Raw genomic sequence first — 16,795 nt, 5'->3', positions numbered from 1 at the left:
AGAATAATAAAAATAATCCTATGATAAAGAAATAACTAAACATAATATGAAAGTAAAACCTGATAATGGCGTCATAACAAATCTTTCTTTCTTACTCCGAGATAATAGATTTGCTACTGTATTAAGTCCGAGGAAAATTGTACTAATCCATACTAATATATTTGTAGATAAAAAATCCAAACCAATTAAGACATTAGTATGTTTTAGAAAAACAAAGCCCATAAAAAACAAAATCAAAGCATTTACAACACTCGCAATCCGTAATTTTTTAGGTAAAACTTTATAATATCCACCCATTGCAAATTCACCTAAAGGATATCCTAATGAAAGTAGCAATTGAAATACGGCAATGGACACAAACAAAATTGCCACAATAATTGATGACACATAGATAAAGTCCAATTCCATCCAATACCGCCCCTTCCTTATTCCTACATATAAAAAATATTTATAATATATAGATATTCATCGAGCAAGGCTTATTGAACTAATCTTCCCCGTTACTTAAATTAAAAACTAAGCATTGGTAGTCAAGAAAAAATACATTCCTAAAAGGATAACCATTATCAACAATATACCTACAAAAACACGTTTCATTTTTGCTTCCCCCTTTAATATGTATTGCTCCCTTAACCACTTATAGCTGTAAATTCTCCATTCTAATCGTATTATCCTTCCTCATCTAAACTGCTTGGTTAACTCAATAACAAAAAGGATCGCCGCAGCGATCCCAGTTCTTTAACTCTTGCACCCGTTACTTCATTAACAAAAGGGCATCAATCTGGATAAACGCCCCTCGTTAATGTATTAGAAAACTATGAATCCTTCTGTCAGTATCTAAGAGTGAAGATAAATTCTTCAATCTCCTCATTTCGTGCATTTGCAAATCCTTTATCTTCTCCTGTTAGTAGAAATCCACATTTTTCAAGAACCCGCCTCGATCCGATATTATCTTTTGCAGCATGAGCGTGTAAAGGACGTATTGTTACTAAGGCTAGAAATTGTCTAAGTGCATCCGTTGCAATACCTTTTCCCCAATGTTCACGGTCAATCCAGTAACTTACTTCACGTTTTTCAAACATTTCAAAGCTGGAGATATGGCCCACTACCTGATCTTCTAAAGTAATAGACTGCTTGATAATGGTTTCATCGGTTAGAATACGGTTCCAGTGCTGACAAAATTGATTCCAGTCTGTTGGATCTTTTGACGTGAAAGCTGCCATCTGATTGGCTATGTCATCTTTCTGATGTTCAAAAAATATTGGTAGATCATCAGATTTGATATTTCTAAGTATTACTTTATTCATAGTAGCCTCCTTTGACATTGTTTTTAAACTAAATGCCCCGTTAGTTCAATAAAGAAAAAAGCCACCTTGATTGGCAACTGGACCTTCGACTCTTGCACCCTGTAGTACAACAGGTTAACATTTGCAAACCATTAGGTGGTTCCCATCAAGGTCCTTGAAATTAAACCAGTGGTTATGCTCAATTTCCGTGGTAAATTCGACATTCTTCCTCTGCATATGCTCATAGGCTTGCTCTATATTGGTAGTGTTCAAATGAAAAGGTGGAGTTTTAAAAATATTGTCCTCTGAGTAGATCTTACTGTCTAATACAATTCCTGTTCCGTTCATTGGTAATAAATACAAATGACCAAATAATATTTCACCATCTACTGGCAACCCTAATATGTCACAATACCAATTACGAGCTTCTTCAATATTGCTTACAGGAATAAATACAGTACCAATTTGATTTAAAATAGGGTTCATAAATAACCTCCAAATTTTTGTTTTATAGGTTTAATCGTAATTAACTAATTATTTCCTTCTTGTTGAACTCATCTGCCCCGTTCCTTCAATAAGAATAGCTACCGAGAATGTCAGTTGATTTTTAACTCTTGCATCCTTTTAGCTTAATTAGTTTTGGTTCTATTCTATTTCTTTTTGAGCCTTTTTTAATATATTTAGTATAAATGGTCCCTTTGCTTCAGTATATGAAACTCTATCAAAGTGATACTTTTCAGCCATTTCCTTTTTTAATTGATGATACTTTTTTAGATCATCTGGGTGAGTTCTAAGATAATTCCTAAAAAGAAGTTGGTTATTCCAGTGTTCACTTTCAAATTCATAAAAATGTAAATGATGTGTTCCTGCTCTCCATTCGCCTTTTCTAAAAAAACGCCTTTCTGGAAATTCCTTATGTTGTCTACATTCATATCCAATTTGTTTTAAAGGCTCAATAAACTTGTCTACATCTTCTAAATTATTTACACCAACAGCAATATCCAATATAGGTTTGGCACCTAATCCATTTACCGATGTACTTCCTATATGTTCGATGGATATAATCTTACCATTTAGGATATTTATCAATTCACTTTTTTCCCTCTCAAAGTCCTTAGTCCAATCTGAGTTATAATCCTCAATTATTACAGTTCTAACCATTAAAATCCCCCCACTCACTCATTACAAATTCATTGAAGAAGAATATTGGTATTCATACTAAATAATTACTTTATATCGTTCCACGTCCCAAATGACTTTGAAGACCTTTGGCAGTCGTTGTTTTTCCACTCCCGGAGTTTCCTCGTATGATAATTAACTTAGATTCCACATTATCCCCCTACGCATCTGCAACTTCCTTTGATTTTACCAATATTTTCATTCGATACAGAAATAAATAATTCCTTCTTTCACTAATCTTCCCCGGTAGCTCAACAAGAAAAAAGGATCGCCGCAGCAACCCTATCGTAAACTCAAGCATCCATTAGCTGATGTAGGTCTACTTCCTTTTCCATTCTTCTGCCAAAATTCCATATACAACGTGGTCCACATAATGGTCATATATTTAGGTACACGAAATAGTTCTTAAGTACTAGAATAAAATTTATCCTTAAGTTCATGCTAAAAAGCATTGAAACGAAGAACTTATGGTGAAATATGGTAATAAGGAAATTTATATCTGGTATATTTTTGTATTTATTATAAATTTCTATTATTGGATTAGGGGACTAGCCAACCCATAACAATCATTTGAAATAGAAGGTAATTAAGGAGTGATCATATTAACAGTTCAAATCCAATTTCAATTTTTCAAATAGTTCTTCTAATCATAACTGCAGTAGGTTTAAAGAACCATGTATTTGCCATTCCTCCACTAATACAAACTGCCCAAAAAGACTCGTGGCTGAGTGTTATATTGGCACTGTTTATAACCTTACTTTGGTTGTTTATTATAATAGGCATTCACCAAAAAACGAAAAAGGAGAATGTTTTTCAATGGTTACTTAGACGTGTCAATAAGTGGGTTGTTTACATTATGATTGGGGTACTACTTATTGTCTTGACAATCATTTGTTCGGAAACTTTAAGAGAAACTATCACATGGGTGCATGTTTCATTACTCCCACAGACTCCAAGATCCGTTACAGCTATTTCTTTTGGAATAGTTTGTTTCTTAATGGCAAAAACAAATCTGAAGTCAATCTGCATCATTAATCAATCTCTTCTTTTTTTTATTGTCATACTTGGTTTTTTTGTTGCTACAGTCAATATTCAATATAAGGATTACTCCTTATTAAGACCAATTTTTGAACATGGCTATGCACCAATTATAAGGGGTATCATCTTTCCACTTTCTGGTTTTACTGAATTTTTTCTAGTACTGATTATTCAAGACAAAGTAAAAGAAACTCTTCGTTTTCGTCATTTTGTTATTACTGCTCTACTATTAACTGGATTAACGATAGGTCCTCTAATAGGAGCTATCATTGAGTTTAGTCAAGGAGAGGCGGAAAAGCTGAGATTTCCAGCTTATGAAGAATGGCAGCTTGTATCAATTGGACAATTTATTGAACATGTCTTTTTTTTCGTCATTTATCAATGGCTTTCAGGAGCCTTTATTAGAATAACTTTTTTATTTTATTTGATTAGGGAACTACTCGCTTTAAATAAAAACGGAAAGGTTATTATTTACGCTGTTTTTATTATTATTGAACTTCTCACGCTCTTTCCATTAAGTGACTTTAAGTATACTGAAATATTATTTTATGTTTTATTACCCTTTTCAGCTTGGTTTTTCCTTGGCTTTTCCATTCTGTTTTACTTAATTATCTACATAGCATCTAAAAAAGATAGGAGAGTTAAGAATGAGGCATAGAAAAAAGGCATTCATGGAATCTCAGCCACCCCTTAGAAAAACAAATGAGACATTTCTCCCACTACCTCCTTTAAATACACAAGCTCTAAGAGAAATATTTAGTAAATGTCCAGATATTGAATTTTCAACCTTAAAGTTTAAGCTCCATCCGGTAACATTTATTTATTGCTCTGGATTAATCAATACTGACCTTCTTTACGAGACAATTCCAAGTTTAATTGAAAAATTTTTCGAGAGGTTTAATGGAACTCTAACAACCGATGTCATTCTAGAAGAGCTCAATCTTCCTTCCATAGCAACTATTTCTAGTGAAGAAAATGTTGTATCTGACATATTTGCAGGAAAATTATTGATTGATTTCGGAATTTCTGGCACATTGTTCACGTTAGATATTGCTAAACGCCCACAAAGAGAACCATCTGAAACAAATACGGAATCTACAATTCTTGGACCAAGAGATGATTTTATCGAAGATATCAATATAAATGTTTCCTTAATTCGTAAACGATTACGTACTACCTCTTTGGTTTTTGAGGAATTCTGTGTAGGTAAAAGGACGAAGACAAAGCTATTACTTCTATATATAGATGATATCGCCAATCTGGATACGCTTGGGCAGATTAGGAATAAGCTTTCTTCTATTGATGTTGACGGCCTATCAAGCACCAATCAATTGGAAGAACTTATAAATAACAATAAATATGCACTTTTCCCCAGGCATAAATATACGGGTAAACCAGAATTTGCGGTGCAGACCCTATTAAGCGGCAGATTTGTCATACTAATTGATGGGGTTGCAACAGCATTTATTACACCAATAAATTTTCACCTTTTATTTAAGACCAATGAAGACAAGGAAATTAGTTATATCTATGTTTCTCTTGAGAGGTTGTTACGAGTCTCAGGTTTACTAATTTCCACCTTATTTCCTGGCATTTGGATTGCATTAACTACCTTCCATCAGGATCAAGTACCATTATCATTGCTGGCTACGGTTGTCGAAACTAGAAGAGGTGTACCCTTTCCCGCGGCCGTAGAGGCCTTTGCCATGTTATTATTATTTGAACTATTTAGGGAAGCCGGCGTACGTCTTCCCATGGCAATTGGTCAAATTTTGAGTGTGGTTGGAGGATTAATTATAGGAGATGCAGCCATAAGTTCCGGATTAACAAGTCCTTCTATGGTAGTTGTAATTGCTTTATCGACTGTAGCCACCTTCACCCTGGTTGATCAATCATTAATTGGTACCCTTTCGATTATTCGTTTCTTATCTATAATTATGGCTTCATTATTGGGCTTTTTTGGGGTACTACTCTCCTTTTTTTTACTTTTAAGTTATTTAGGAAGTATTCAAACTTTTGGGGTTTATTATTTAGATGGTATGAACCAATTTAACATATGGACTTTCCTTAAAACCTTTTTTAAGCTGCCTGCGGGAGCTATGAGGAGACGGCCAGAGGATCTTAACCTAACAGATGATACAAGAAAAGGTGAATAAATGATAAAACGAAAGAGAAAGTATAAAATATCGACTTGCTTTAGTTTTATTTTATTTCTAATTTTTCCACTATCAGGCTGCTGGGATTCAAATGACCCAGAAAAAATGGTGTATACGCAAGGCATTGGAATTGACTATAAAAACGGTATATATATTATCCATACACAGCTTATCAATTTAACTTTATTAGCAAAGCCTGGTTCTGGAGGGGGTGCCGACAAACCTTTAAATTCAGAAATAGGTAAGTCCTCAGGTAATTCAGTTGAAGATGCCATTTTCAATTTATATAAAACCTCCCAACGTCGGATTCATTGGGGACATCTTTCTTATATTTTTTTAACAAATCATGCATTGGAGCAAAATGGTTTGCAAAGTATTATTGACATCATTACTCGTTATAATGAAACCCATTATCATATTTGGATTTACGGTACAAAAATACCCATATCCAAAGTGATGAATACCATTCCACCCATTAATATGTCCACTTATCTATCTCGATTAAGTGATCCGAATGCAGCATTTGAACAGTATTCATTTATTCAACCCATGGATATGAGAGAAACGATCATTTCCAATTATGTTCCGCCAAATGAGATAGTACTTCCCTTTGTTACTTACGACAAAAATGATTGGCACGGAGATGGAAAGCCTCGCAATATAGCAGTGATAAATGGCATTTCTATTGTGGGGGACAATACTTTGAAGGGACACATCATTAATAATGATATTAAAGGATATAGATGGATTGAAAAAAAGTTTAAACGAACAGGATTAAGTGTTCAGAAGAAAGGAAATGAAAATTATGGTTTAACCATTACCAAGCGAAAAGTGAATATAAAACCTATTATTATTAATGGGAATGTTCAATTCGATATTAAAATAAGGACTAAAGCCGTTATCAATAGACTTGAAAAAACCATTTCAACTTCACAGTTAAGTTTGGAAGCTGAAAAAATAATTAAAAAAGAGGTACTAAGAACGTATCGAAAAAGTCTCGAAATTAACTCAGATCTATATCAATTGTCAAATGTACTTTATAAGAATAATTATGTGTTTTGGAAAAAAATCCAAAAAGGAGGAGAAATACCTTTAACCAAAGATTCAATTAGAAATGTAGATGTAAAAATGGAAGTTGTAGATGGAGGAAAAAAACGCAAAATACCTTCACTAAAATAATAACTCAACCTTCGAAGAGTGTGATATTTTATAGTAAACATCGTTGGTCACTTAGCAGAAACGCAAAGAAAAAAGCTGACAGATAATAAAAGGGCTAACACATTCAGATAGTTAGTTCTGACAAAGTTTACTATTCCTACAAAAGTAACTTTAGATGCCTCCTAATTAAATGGGAGGTTCATTTTAGTTTAATCTAAACTCATAGTAAGCTATCCAGGAATAGTTACAATGATTTGAGCAGTCAATAAAAGAAAAAACCGCACCATCACATGGCACGGCTCCTTTAAGCGATATTAAAATTATTCAAACGCTGGAATAGCTGTTTCATCATAATTTTTTTCTAAAAATTCACGTACTTCCTTGCTTGTCATCGCTTTTGCTAGCTTTTGAATGGCCTCTGAGTCCGCATTATCCTTACGTGCAACGAGAGTAATCGCAAAATCATTTTCAACGCCTTCCGTTAGAAGAGCATCACTTTTTGGTGTCAATCCTAGCGGTGCGGCATAAGCAGGCGTCATCACGACTGCATCGGCATCGTCATACATTCTCGCTAACATTAACAAATCTACTTCTTCAAATTTATATCCTTTTGGGTTATCTTTAATATTTGCTTTTGTATAATATGGCCCCGTTTTTTTCTCTAACGTTATGACACCATGTTGAGCTAACAATGATAATGAACGATCAATGTTGGAAACATCATTGGCAATGGCAATGACAGCCCCTTCAGGTAATTTATCCATTGAATTGAATTCTTTTGAATATACACCATAGTTGGCAAAATATATAGGTTTAACCGGCACTAATTCTGCGTTATTGTTTCGGTTAAATTCCTCCATATAGGGAACATGTTGAAAGAAGTTTGCATCCACTTCCCCTGCTGCAAGGGCACTATTTGGCTGGACATTATCACCAAGTACAACTAACTCAAGATGAATGCCTTCTTTTGCAAGTTTTGTTTTTGCAATTTCAACAATGTTCGTCATTGGTGGTATTAATGAAGCGACTTTGATGGTCACTTCTTCTTTCTCCTTATTTTGTGTTGTTTCTTTTTCGCTGGTTTCATTCTTTTGACCGCAACCAGCTAAAGTGAGAAGTAATAAGGTTAGTAAAAGTAATAATTTTTTCATTTTGTCTCCCCCTGTTGTTATCTTTTATCTATGATTCTCGAAACTGTTGTACCTGTATATTGAATGAACTGCACGAATATAATCATGATAATAATCATATATATCATTAATTCTGTTTGAAACTGCTGATAACCATACCGAATCGCAAAGTCTCCTATTCCACCTCCTCCGACCACCCCCATGATCGTCGAATATGAGATAAAACTAATAATGGACGTGGTTAACCCGAGTACTAGTCCAGAGCGTGCCTCGACGAGTAGAAACTTAAAGATTACCTCTTTCGTAGATGCACCCATGGAAATCGCGGCTTCCATGACACCCTTAGGTACATCCAATAACGATTGTTCGACTAGCCGTGAATAATGGGCAACGGCAATGATGGATAAGGGAATAGTTGCTGCAGCTGTTCCAATGGCCGTCCCAATGAGCAATCTAGTGAATGGTATTAGAAATACTACTAAAAGCAAAAATGGAAAGGAACGAATGATATTGACCAGTAAATTTACGATCGAGAAGATGAACTGGTTTTCAAGCAACTGGCCCTTCCTACAAAGATACAGTAAAGTTCCTACCGGAAGTCCAATCAATACAGCAGCTAGTATTGAAACCCCAACCATTATAAAGGTTTCTCCGATTGCATTCCATATTTCTGCTTCATATTGAATTAAAATCTCAGGCATTGTTGCTATCACTTTCCTTTTTTAGTTGTTCTACAAACCAAGCTGGATTACTATTCAAGCTTTGTAACCCTTTTGGTTCATTAACCAATGTATCATAGACTTGACCATCTGCCATAACCGTTACCCGATGACAGATACTCTTGATCACTTCCATCTCGTGACTGACGATGACAATGGTTACACCTAGACTTTTATTTATATCTTGTAATACAGAAAGAATCTCTGCCGTTGTATTCGGATCAAGGGAGGAGGTTGGTTCATCACATAACAACACTTTGGGACGATTTGCTAAAGCCCTTGCAATGGCAACACGTTGTTTTTGTCCGCCACTTAATTGGGAAGGATATTTATTCTGTAAACTCTCCAATCCAACAAATCTTAGGCATTCCATAACACGGCTATGGCGAGTTTGCCGTGGGATTTTTGCTAGCTCTAACGGAACAGCAACATTGTCAAAGATCGTTTTATTGGACACTAAATTAAAATGTTGAAAGATCATCCCAATCGATTGACGTGCTAGTCGAAGGTCTTTACTAGCCAATTCTGTTAAGAATTGTCCATTCACTTCCACTTTACCCTCATCAGGTATCTCCAATAAATTCATTATTCGCAACAAAGTAGACTTCCCAGCTCCACTTGCTCCAATGATTCCATGAATTTCTCCTTTTTGGATGGTTAGAGAAACCGACTTAATCGCATCAAATTGGGAAAATCTTTTCGTCACTTGATGTAATGTAATCATAAAATAACCTCTTTCTACTATCTGAAAGGTGTAATAACAATGCACATTATAGCTTACTAAACGGAAGCTGTCATTTATCGAATCTTTTTCGAGTGGTGTCTGATAATGTCTATACTAACGCTACCCGTTACTTTAAGTGCACTATTTCACAATTTTTATCAAAACTACACCTTGTTTCTCATCAGTTAAAATCTTTTGATTTAAGAGGTTTCAAATTTTTTACATATTATTCACCTCTGAGAGAATAATAAAAAAATGAACAAGTTTGTTTATTGGAGGAAAAATCTTGGAGACAAATAACCCCATTCGATTAACTGCTCCAGAAATGGCAAGCCTTTGGACTCAATACATTTTTGATACCATGTCCATTTGTTTTTTTCGTTATGCACTGGAGCATATCGTAGATCCTGATGTCAAATCGATTTACCAAACATCCTTGGGAATATCCCAAAAGCATGTTCAAAAAATTACAGAATTCATGTTAAATGAAAATTATCCTATTCCACATGGGTTTACAGAAAAAGATGATGTAAACATTCAGGCACCTCGCCTTTTTCAAGACCCGTTCTACCTAAATTATATTTATATCATGACTTTGCAAGGCATGACTGGATATTCTTTGTCTGTTGGTACTTCGGTTCGTTCTGACTTACGGAAGTATTACATAACCTGTATGTCCGAAACGATGGAGCTTTTTGATCAATCCATTGATTTAATGCTTTCGAAAGGACTTTTTGTACGACCTCCTGTTATTTCACCACCCGAATCAATCGATTTTGTAAAGCACCAAAGTTTTTTAACGGGATGGTTGGGAGATCGTCGTCCTCTGAATGCTATCGAAATAGGAGATATTACTTTCAACATGCTTAAAATGCATTTACATGCTGCTTTAAAAGTGGGATTCATCCAAGTAGCCCAATCCAAAGAGATTCGTCAATATTTCATGAGGGGTCTTGACATTGCCAATAAACACATAAAAATATTTGAATTGGTATTTAAGGAAGATAAATTGAATTCGCCTGTTTCTTGGCAATCGATGATCACGAGCTCTACTTCTATTACCTTTTCAGATAAATATATGATGTACCAAATTCTATTGTCTACACAATTATCCCTTTCATTTTATGGTTCCGCTTTGAGTGTCAATTCAAGAAGAGATTTAGGTGCTCATTATATACGACTAATTTTAGAACTTTTACAATTTGCAGAAGACGGAGCAAACCTAATGATAAAAAATGGATGGTTAGAGCAGCCTCCAACAGCAAGTGACCGTGACTCGCTCACCAACAGGAAGGAGAATTAAATAATATGTGAAAACTGGACGCTAGGAACGATTCCTAGCTTTTTCATTTGCTGCTCATAGGGCAAAGAAAACAAAATTCCATCTCCCTTGTTCCACTTAACTGCTTCGCTAGCGCACCAAGAAAAAGAGTCGCAACTACGACTCTTTGTTAAACTCACTCAAGCACCCTTTAGTTCAAGTAAGCGCTAGTGCAATTTTTATTTATTCATCTTCTCCTTTCACCAATACTATTACTTTCTTCTTTGGCTTCCAAAATGCATATTCCTCAGACAATCTTTCTACTGAATTTGAAAATGGTAGGTACCAACTAGGGTCATTGGCATTTGCCAACAACGGATCCTATAAAACATCTTTTGCATGAACCATAACCAACACTCCTAATTTTTATATACTGTTTTTTCTATGTAGTATTGTTGCATGCTTCTGGTGGGATTTATACTAATAATGATCGTTATACTGCATTGGATTTTGCACCCAATTATTTGAAAGGAATGTTTACTAATATTATGGGATTTAGTCAGTTTAATTTGGTGTGTGCGCAAGGGACGGATGTTTTGTCCGCAGATGAGGTTTGGGAGACAGCGGACTTGAGTTTGGAGGAAGGTTTTAGGCATTTTTATAAGGAATGATTTTATGGTCTTAGGTTAGACCGTGAATTTTTTGAAGAAAAAGCCATAGGTTTCACTCCAAAAAACGCCCCCTACAATAAAGTTATAATAAAAAAAGTGTAGGGGACATTGGAATAAGGGACAGATTATATTTTTAAGTGGCGGACTTGCATAATTAAAATAAGGAGGGATGATAATGACTAGTAAGGAAGAAAAGTTATAAGGTATAACAGGAGCTTCAAGTGGATTTGGTGTTTTTACGGCTCTAACACTTTCAAGAACTGGGTCTTTGCGGATATGCAGGAAATAGATTTTCCTTTTTTAGAAGAGGCTATTAAAATAGGAAGGTGTTTTAGATTATGCTTAATGAAGTTGCAGGTATTAAAATTCCGGATACTATATTAGCAAGGAATGCACAAGATATTTTAAGAGAACACGGAGGTGATTTATTATGGAACCATTCAAATCGTGCATTTCTATTTGGTGCCATTACCGGTAAAAGAGCCAATAAGAAATTTGATTTAGAGTTACTATATATCAGTGCATTATTCCATGATTTAGGGTTAACAAAGGAGTATAGTAGTCCAGATTTACGGTTTGAAGTAGATGGTGCAAATGCCGCAAGAAGCTTTTTGCTACATTATCAAGTTCCAGAAGAGTCGATCCGTCTTGTTTGGGATGCAGTGGCATTGCATACAACAGTTGGTATAGCGGAACATAAAGAATCTGAAGTATCATTACTGAACTCAGGTGTATCTTTAGATGTGGTTGGGAAAGGTTTTGAACAATTTCCAGTTGATTTGATAGAAGAAATTATAAAAGCATTCCCACGTAATAATTTCAAACAAGATATGATTCCTGCTTTCTATGAAGGTTTTAAGCACAAACCAGAAACCACCTATGGTAATATGAATTCTGATGTCATTAAATTCTTTGAACCGAACTATAAACAAAAAAATTACTGTGAATTGTTATTACACTCACCCTGGAAAGATTAATCATACAATAAAACACATTAGTCTGATCTAAGTTTATATAACCAGTTTTTCCACCCAAATAAAAGTTGAAGTTTTCCGGTTGTTAAAATATTCCGAAATACTATCCTAGAGTGGAACTTAAATATGACTGTATCTAGTGATATTCTCAAAAAATTAGGTAAGGTCATCTTGACCTTTCCTATTACAGTTCATCTGCGAACACGTGAGAAATTCGGATTGAAGATTACTATGGTTATTGGGTTTTTTATTCTCGGTAGTTTAGGAATATTGTTCTACCTTAACACATCAGTAAATGGAAGTTATTGGTCAAGTGTATTTTTAGCATTACTATTAGCCGTTCTCGGTAACGCCCTTGCTTATCTGCCAGCTACCACAGCCGCAGTATCCAATGCTAAAACAGAGGAGTCTTGCTTTAAATCTGGATTGTATAATACTACTTACCAGATTGACTCAGCATTGGCTCCTCTCCAAGTGGCAGCCTTAGAAGAGAATTATATAGAAAGTATTTTTAAGATGGATTGGCAAAAGGCAACGGACAATCCGCTGCCTTTTCACTATTGCCCATCGTTAGGTTCCAAGTTCTTTTCCATAACTACTGTTTTAACAGGGAAACCATTAGGATTGATGACAACTTCTTCTTTAGAAACACTATATCCCATCGCCTTGTATAAACTTATATTTTTAGGTAACGAAGCCCGAACTCGGCATTTCATTTTCAGTTTTCCATTTTCATTAGCATATTTCTCAAGCCACAATAATATAGCTTTAGCAATCCCCTTTCCTCTTGCGTGTGGTGTTACAGATAATCTTGAAAAGTATAATGAATCACCTTTAATTGTAAATCTTGAGGAACCTAAGGGCTCACCATTTACGATGCACAATAAGGCATTTTGTGAACCGTTTTCAAGTACATTTAGTAAAGAATCTAATGATTCATTTAATGCACTTGAAGGAACTTCAAGTAATCGATATTCTTCAAACGCATCTAACATAAGCTTATGAACAATTGGAGCTTCTTTCTCATTTACTAACCTTATTTCTACATTCATATTTCTCCCTCCTACTACAACCCAAGAAAACCATATACTTATTTATATAATTATTAATACCACATTAAAACTCGATAGATGATACTTTTGTAAGGAAATCTAACGAAGTTTTTTTAGGTTAAACTATCTTTTCACTTTAATTTGTTTTGTTTCTTTTTCTTTTTTAACTATCCTGCTTCGCTAGCTCAATACCTAACGTTTTCATTTCTACTATTTTAGAAACAAATGCGAAGGAATTAGAGGAAACACCATGGGGCCCAACGAATACTTATTATAACGTAGCACTAAAAGTACTCTTAGGAGCGATTGGTATGAAACTGGCGATTTTATCGGATATTCATGAAGGATTAAATCGAAAAAATACGAAAGCCGATATCATGGGGATTTTAAAAAAATGGATAACAGCCCATTTACCTGATGTGTTTATTACGAATGGCGACATAGCTGTAGGACCTGAAAAAAGCCTTGCCCTTTTGAATCAGCTACAAAATGAATTTCCGCAAACCAAGGTTTTATTTGTTCATGGAAACCACGATATTTATCACGAGAATTCAAACTTCGCCTATGAAACGTTACTTACATTTCCGGGCAACCTTGGAAATGGTCCGGTGGAATTAGGTGAAAATTGGGTGCTTATAGGTGATGGCGGCTGGTATGATTACACCTTCGGACTCGAAGAATACACGAAAGAACAATTTTCGCTTGGTCAATACAATGACTTCACATGGCCAGACAAGAATTATGCCCACTGGCCAGGGCCTGATCAGAAGGAAACCGAGCGATATCTCACACAACTGGAGCAGTGGTTAAGGAACTATCATGATAAAAACATCATCATGGTAACCCATGTTGTTCCCTTCTCCCATTTTGTATTGTGTAAGGGGGATCCAAGTTGGGATTTTTTTAATGCGATGATGGGGAGTTCGCATTTCGGGGAACTAGCCATAAAATATGGTGTAAAAAAATATATTTTTGGACATGTTCATTCACGATTCCATGAGCAATATAAAGGGATTGAAATGATATGCAATCCGTTAGGCTACTATCCACATGAATGGGATTGCAAATCTGCGGAGGAAGAGATCCCTTTAAGAATCAAAGTAATAGAGATTGAATAAAAGACCTATCCGTAAGTGAATAGGTCAGTCTTTTCCTATGGTCCGTATTTACTGCGTCAAATCCCTAGATACTTAAATTTAATTCTAACCATTCATCCGATTCTTTAAAACCAAACATCTTATATACTGGCCTACCTAGTTTGGAAGCTCCAAGCCATATTTTTCTTATGTCTAAGTTTTTAGCTTCCTCCACCAGCATAGTCAACAGCTTAGTTGCGATTCCTTGTCCACGGTATTTCTCATTCGTATACATATTGGTGACATAAGCCTTTTTTCCACTCTTATTGGTATACGATGGAGGGAATTCATAAACAATTATTGCACCACACGCAATAATTTCTTCATTCTCCTCCACTAACCACTGAATTAAAGAAGAATCACTAAGTTTATTTTTAAAGAAAACAGTAAGTTCCAGATCAATGTCTGTAGTAGGATTAATTCCCTCATCCATTAATTGCCTTTTTCTCAAATCTATTAAGGCCTTTATGTCATCGATAGTTGCTTTACGGTAGTTCAAGTTCTAACCACTCCTTAAAAATTTGCATGACCAAAATGCTACACGAATACTAACAAAATGTTCTTCATTATGCAACTGAAACCACCTGTGGTTTTTTCTAGTCCATTATTACCTTTTCTATTTTTTCACGAGCCCCGGCGCGCCAGCCTTTTACGGCAGAAACAGACACTTTCTCCAATGCGGCCATCTCACTTATAGATAGGCAATAAAGGGCCGAATAGATGACCCATTTTGTTTGGTTGGGTGTAAGGCCAGAGCAATATGAGCGAAGCGTTTCTTCTTCTAATGGGCAAAGGGAAGAGTGATCTACAATGATGCTCCAAAACTCTTCGCTTGGATAAAGATTTCTTTCCGCGTCCTTGCGGCGTTTCTTCAGTTCCATAAGCAGATACCCTTTAATATACATGTAAGCATAGCTGGCAAGCCTCCCCTTCCCCTCGTCAAAGCGGCGGGAGGCTTCCCAGAGGGCAATAAGCCCCAGCTGGTAAAGTTCTTCTTGGTCCTTATAAATGTGTAATGTGTGAATGATTTTATTGATCATTGGCTTATACTGTTCGGCTAACTGCTCAAAGCTTTCCATTGGCAGAACCCTTTCAGAAAGCGCGCTTTACCTTGTATTCCCGGGTACCTTTACCATAACGGGTTACGAACAGTTGAGCGAACGTGACAATTTCACTTTTAGCTGAGAAATATGCCTTAAACGATCAAAAACCACGTTCAAAAATGACGTTTGAACATGGTTTTTGCCTTTTTTCAATGAATTTCCTATGAATTGGTAGAACGCAATGAAGAAGGGGGAGGGGACAGGATACTTGTCCGGTTTCATCTTTGCCATTTGGAAAAGAAGCCGAAACATAAGGACGGATCAAATTTTCACTCATCAGCATCAGATTCTTTGTGGATAAACAACGTGGGAAGTAGATCTGCGCTGCCAGCTTTGTTAAATAAAGGAGAAAGAACTATTTCACTATCTGTCATTAGATAGGGATAGGACTTCATTAATTGTAGGAGCGAACCCGCTTTTAGTAAATTTGCATCATATACACAAGTAAATAGAATGTTTCTGTTACTTAATAAACTAATGGACTCCTTTAATTTAGTCTGATCCATAACAATCGTACTCTGAACCATACGACACCCTATAAATAAGGAGGCATCCTTATTAAGACCAGACACAATGGAAGAAATTCGTGTGTCTATTTCATCTAGGTCGCATTCATGGTTTATAAAATAAATATGATCTAGTAAATCATCTTCAGGTAAGATCAATTCCAGCTTTTCTTTTATGCGGCATATATTATCCTGAGTATCAAAGATCATATAATGCTTCCCTTTCTCATATGCGACTAAAATGAACGTTATCACATGTTTAAGATAATCATCAAAATTTGTGGATACATAGAGAATTTGACAATTTTTTTCACTTTTAAAAACCTCTGCTATTTTTAGTGTATCTGGTCCAGTGATTAGCTGTTGTGAGTTATTGAAGTCCACTTCTGCCGTTTCATGAAAAAATAACAAAGGATCAAAATCTAATGCCGTTGCAATCGTTTTTGCAATGGCAATACTTGGCGTTCTCTTCCCATTTTCAATAAGTGTATAGTATGACCTATCGATAAAGGCAATTGTTGAAATCTCCTTTTGGGTCATTTTTTTCATTTTTCTAAGTTTCATCAACCATTCTCTCTTCATAAACACCTCCAACGGATACCCAATACTTCTATTCATTGAACTGTTTCATTATCTATATAAATGTGACAAACTGTAACATTAGCAACTTACCATTTTCGTTCATTTAGCGCACTTTTTCAT

The 16,795-nt window shown here is 35.5% G+C and carries 17 protein-coding genes and 1 pseudogene; 6 read left to right on the top strand and 12 right to left on the bottom strand.

Annotation, left to right across the window (positions count from 1 at the left end; translation table 11 throughout):
* Nucleotides 1–18: 18 nt before the first annotated feature.
* The 4 genes from RCG19_RS20450 to RCG19_RS20435 all read right to left on the bottom strand — a co-directional run bounded on the left by RCG19_RS20450 (nt 19) and on the right by RCG19_RS20435 (nt 2,447).
* Nucleotides 19–408 carry a hypothetical protein gene (locus RCG19_RS20450; protein WP_308108646.1) on the bottom strand — a complete coding sequence of 130 codons (390 nt, stop codon included), beginning with the start codon at nt 406–408 and terminating at the stop codon, nt 19–21.
* Between the two features lie 422 nt (nt 409–830).
* Complete coding sequence (locus RCG19_RS20445) at nt 831–1,307, bottom strand: GNAT family N-acetyltransferase (RefSeq protein WP_308108645.1); 477 nt, start codon at nt 1,305–1,307, stop codon at nt 831–833.
* A 114-nt stretch (nt 1,308–1,421) separates the two neighbouring features.
* Nucleotides 1,422–1,772, bottom strand: a complete 351-nt coding sequence (locus tag RCG19_RS20440; protein ID WP_308108644.1) for a VOC family protein — start codon at nt 1,770–1,772, stop codon at nt 1,422–1,424.
* Between the two features lie 159 nt (nt 1,773–1,931).
* Entirely contained in the window at nt 1,932–2,447 is a 516-nt protein-coding gene (locus RCG19_RS20435; protein WP_308108643.1) for a GrpB family protein, read from the bottom strand.
* Nucleotides 2,448–3,066: 619 nt separating this feature from the next.
* Here RCG19_RS20435 and RCG19_RS20430 point away from each other — a divergent pair.
* From RCG19_RS20430 to RCG19_RS20420, 3 genes are read left to right on the top strand one after another with little or no spacing between them, the layout of a single operon-like run.
* Nucleotides 3,067–4,161, top strand: coding sequence for a GerAB/ArcD/ProY family transporter (locus RCG19_RS20430; protein ID WP_308111037.1), 1,095 nt, complete (start codon nt 3,067–3,069; stop codon nt 4,159–4,161).
* Nucleotides 4,151–5,659 (top strand): spore germination protein, encoded by a 1,509-nt coding sequence (locus tag RCG19_RS20425; RefSeq protein ID WP_308108642.1) that lies wholly within the window; start codon nt 4,151–4,153, stop codon nt 5,657–5,659. The genes RCG19_RS20430 and RCG19_RS20425 overlap by 11 nt, the downstream gene beginning before the upstream one ends.
* Nucleotides 5,660–6,838 (top strand): Ger(x)C family spore germination protein, encoded by a 1,179-nt coding sequence (locus tag RCG19_RS20420; protein ID WP_308108641.1) that lies wholly within the window; start codon nt 5,660–5,662, stop codon nt 6,836–6,838.
* A 299-nt stretch (nt 6,839–7,137) separates the two neighbouring features.
* On the opposite strand, the gene RCG19_RS20415 is transcribed toward RCG19_RS20420, so the two are convergent.
* The 3 genes from RCG19_RS20415 to RCG19_RS20405 are packed head-to-tail and all read right to left on the bottom strand — an operon-like array spanning nt 7,138 to nt 9,390.
* Entirely contained in the window at nt 7,138–7,968 is an 831-nt protein-coding gene (locus RCG19_RS20415; protein WP_308108640.1) for a MetQ/NlpA family ABC transporter substrate-binding protein, read from the bottom strand.
* 17 nt (nt 7,969–7,985) lie between these two features.
* On the bottom strand, nt 7,986–8,648 hold the full coding sequence (locus RCG19_RS20410; RefSeq protein WP_308108639.1) for a methionine ABC transporter permease: 663 nt from the start codon (nt 8,646–8,648) through the stop codon (nt 7,986–7,988).
* Nucleotides 8,641–9,390, bottom strand: coding sequence for a methionine ABC transporter ATP-binding protein (locus RCG19_RS20405; RefSeq protein ID WP_308108638.1), 750 nt, complete (start codon nt 9,388–9,390; stop codon nt 8,641–8,643). Before RCG19_RS20405 ends, RCG19_RS20410 begins: the two co-directional genes overlap by 8 nt.
* Before the next feature lie 286 nt (nt 9,391–9,676).
* Between RCG19_RS20405 and RCG19_RS20400 the strand changes: the two genes are divergently transcribed.
* Entirely contained in the window at nt 9,677–10,693 is a 1,017-nt protein-coding gene (locus RCG19_RS20400; RefSeq protein WP_308108637.1) for a DUF3231 family protein, read from the top strand.
* Between the two features lie 217 nt (nt 10,694–10,910).
* On the opposite strand, the pseudogene RCG19_RS20395 reads toward RCG19_RS20400, so the two are convergent.
* A pseudogene (locus RCG19_RS20395) lies at nt 10,911–11,026 on the bottom strand (DltD domain-containing protein); the annotation flags it as partial.
* A gap of 634 nt (nt 11,027–11,660) precedes the next feature.
* Here RCG19_RS20395 and RCG19_RS20390 point away from each other — a divergent pair.
* On the top strand, nt 11,661–12,299 hold the full coding sequence (locus RCG19_RS20390) for an HD domain-containing protein (RefSeq protein WP_308108636.1): 639 nt from the start codon (nt 11,661–11,663) through the stop codon (nt 12,297–12,299).
* Between the two features lie 554 nt (nt 12,300–12,853).
* Here the strand turns inward: RCG19_RS20390 and RCG19_RS20385 are convergent.
* A complete protein-coding gene (locus tag RCG19_RS20385; RefSeq protein ID WP_166246802.1) occupies nt 12,854–13,348 on the bottom strand; it encodes a GNAT family N-acetyltransferase in 495 nt (164 codons plus the stop codon).
* 311 nt (nt 13,349–13,659) lie between these two features.
* On the opposite strand from RCG19_RS20385, the gene RCG19_RS20380 reads away from it, so the two are divergent.
* Nucleotides 13,660–14,466, top strand: coding sequence for a metallophosphoesterase (locus tag RCG19_RS20380; RefSeq protein WP_308108635.1), 807 nt, complete (start codon nt 13,660–13,662; stop codon nt 14,464–14,466).
* Nucleotides 14,467–14,530: 64 nt separating this feature from the next.
* Here the strand turns inward: RCG19_RS20380 and RCG19_RS20375 are convergent, their stop codons facing one another.
* From RCG19_RS20375 to RCG19_RS20365, 3 genes are all read right to left on the bottom strand, one after another.
* Nucleotides 14,531–14,983 carry a GNAT family N-acetyltransferase gene (locus RCG19_RS20375; RefSeq protein ID WP_308108634.1) on the bottom strand — a complete coding sequence of 151 codons (453 nt, stop codon included), beginning with the start codon at nt 14,981–14,983 and terminating at the stop codon, nt 14,531–14,533.
* 97 nt (nt 14,984–15,080) lie between these two features.
* The gene (locus RCG19_RS20370; protein WP_308108633.1) at nt 15,081–15,563 is read right to left on the bottom strand and encodes a sigma-70 family RNA polymerase sigma factor; all 483 of its coding nucleotides are present in this window, start codon (nt 15,561–15,563) and stop codon (nt 15,081–15,083) included.
* A gap of 293 nt (nt 15,564–15,856) precedes the next feature.
* Nucleotides 15,857–16,675 carry a helix-turn-helix domain-containing protein gene (locus tag RCG19_RS20365; protein ID WP_308108632.1) on the bottom strand — a complete coding sequence of 273 codons (819 nt, stop codon included), beginning with the start codon at nt 16,673–16,675 and terminating at the stop codon, nt 15,857–15,859.
* Nucleotides 16,676–16,795 lie beyond the last annotated feature (120 nt).

Origin of the sequence: Neobacillus sp. OS1-2 (assembly GCF_030915505.1) — a bacterium.
In the GTDB taxonomy this organism is placed as follows: Bacteria; Bacillota; Bacilli; order Bacillales; family Cytobacillaceae; genus Neobacillus.
The sequence above is the reverse complement of the archived record's forward strand: the minus strand, read 5'-3'. Positions and strand labels throughout refer to the sequence as shown.

What these genes read in the sequence shown, in the direction of transcription:
- RCG19_RS20420 (WP_308108641.1), top strand. Translation starts at nt 5,660, where the DNA reads ATGATAAAACGAAAGAGAAAGTATAAAATATCGACTTGCTTTAGTTTT.
- RCG19_RS20435 (WP_308108643.1), bottom strand. Translation starts at nt 2,447, where the DNA reads ATGGTTAGAACTGTAATAATTGAGGATTATAACTCAGATTGGACTAAG.
- RCG19_RS20390 (WP_308108636.1), top strand. Translation starts at nt 11,661, where the DNA reads ATGCTTAATGAAGTTGCAGGTATTAAAATTCCGGATACTATATTAGCA.
- RCG19_RS20380 (WP_308108635.1), top strand. Translation starts at nt 13,660, where the DNA reads ATGAAACTGGCGATTTTATCGGATATTCATGAAGGATTAAATCGAAAA.
- RCG19_RS20405 (WP_308108638.1), bottom strand. Translation starts at nt 9,390, where the DNA reads ATGATTACATTACATCAAGTGACGAAAAGATTTTCCCAATTTGATGCG.
- RCG19_RS20415 (WP_308108640.1), bottom strand. Translation starts at nt 7,968, where the DNA reads ATGAAAAAATTATTACTTTTACTAACCTTATTACTTCTCACTTTAGCT.
- RCG19_RS20425 (WP_308108642.1), top strand. Translation starts at nt 4,151, where the DNA reads ATGAGGCATAGAAAAAAGGCATTCATGGAATCTCAGCCACCCCTTAGA.
- RCG19_RS20370 (WP_308108633.1), bottom strand. Translation starts at nt 15,563, where the DNA reads ATGGAAAGCTTTGAGCAGTTAGCCGAACAGTATAAGCCAATGATCAAT.
- RCG19_RS20410 (WP_308108639.1), bottom strand. Translation starts at nt 8,648, where the DNA reads ATGCCTGAGATTTTAATTCAATATGAAGCAGAAATATGGAATGCAATC.
- RCG19_RS20445 (WP_308108645.1), bottom strand. Translation starts at nt 1,307, where the DNA reads ATGAATAAAGTAATACTTAGAAATATCAAATCTGATGATCTACCAATA.
- RCG19_RS20385 (WP_166246802.1), bottom strand. Translation starts at nt 13,348, where the DNA reads ATGAATGTAGAAATAAGGTTAGTAAATGAGAAAGAAGCTCCAATTGTT.
- RCG19_RS20450 (WP_308108646.1), bottom strand. Translation starts at nt 408, where the DNA reads ATGGAATTGGACTTTATCTATGTGTCATCAATTATTGTGGCAATTTTG.
- RCG19_RS20440 (WP_308108644.1), bottom strand. Translation starts at nt 1,772, where the DNA reads ATGAACCCTATTTTAAATCAAATTGGTACTGTATTTATTCCTGTAAGC.
- RCG19_RS20365 (WP_308108632.1), bottom strand. Translation starts at nt 16,675, where the DNA reads ATGAAGAGAGAATGGTTGATGAAACTTAGAAAAATGAAAAAAATGACC.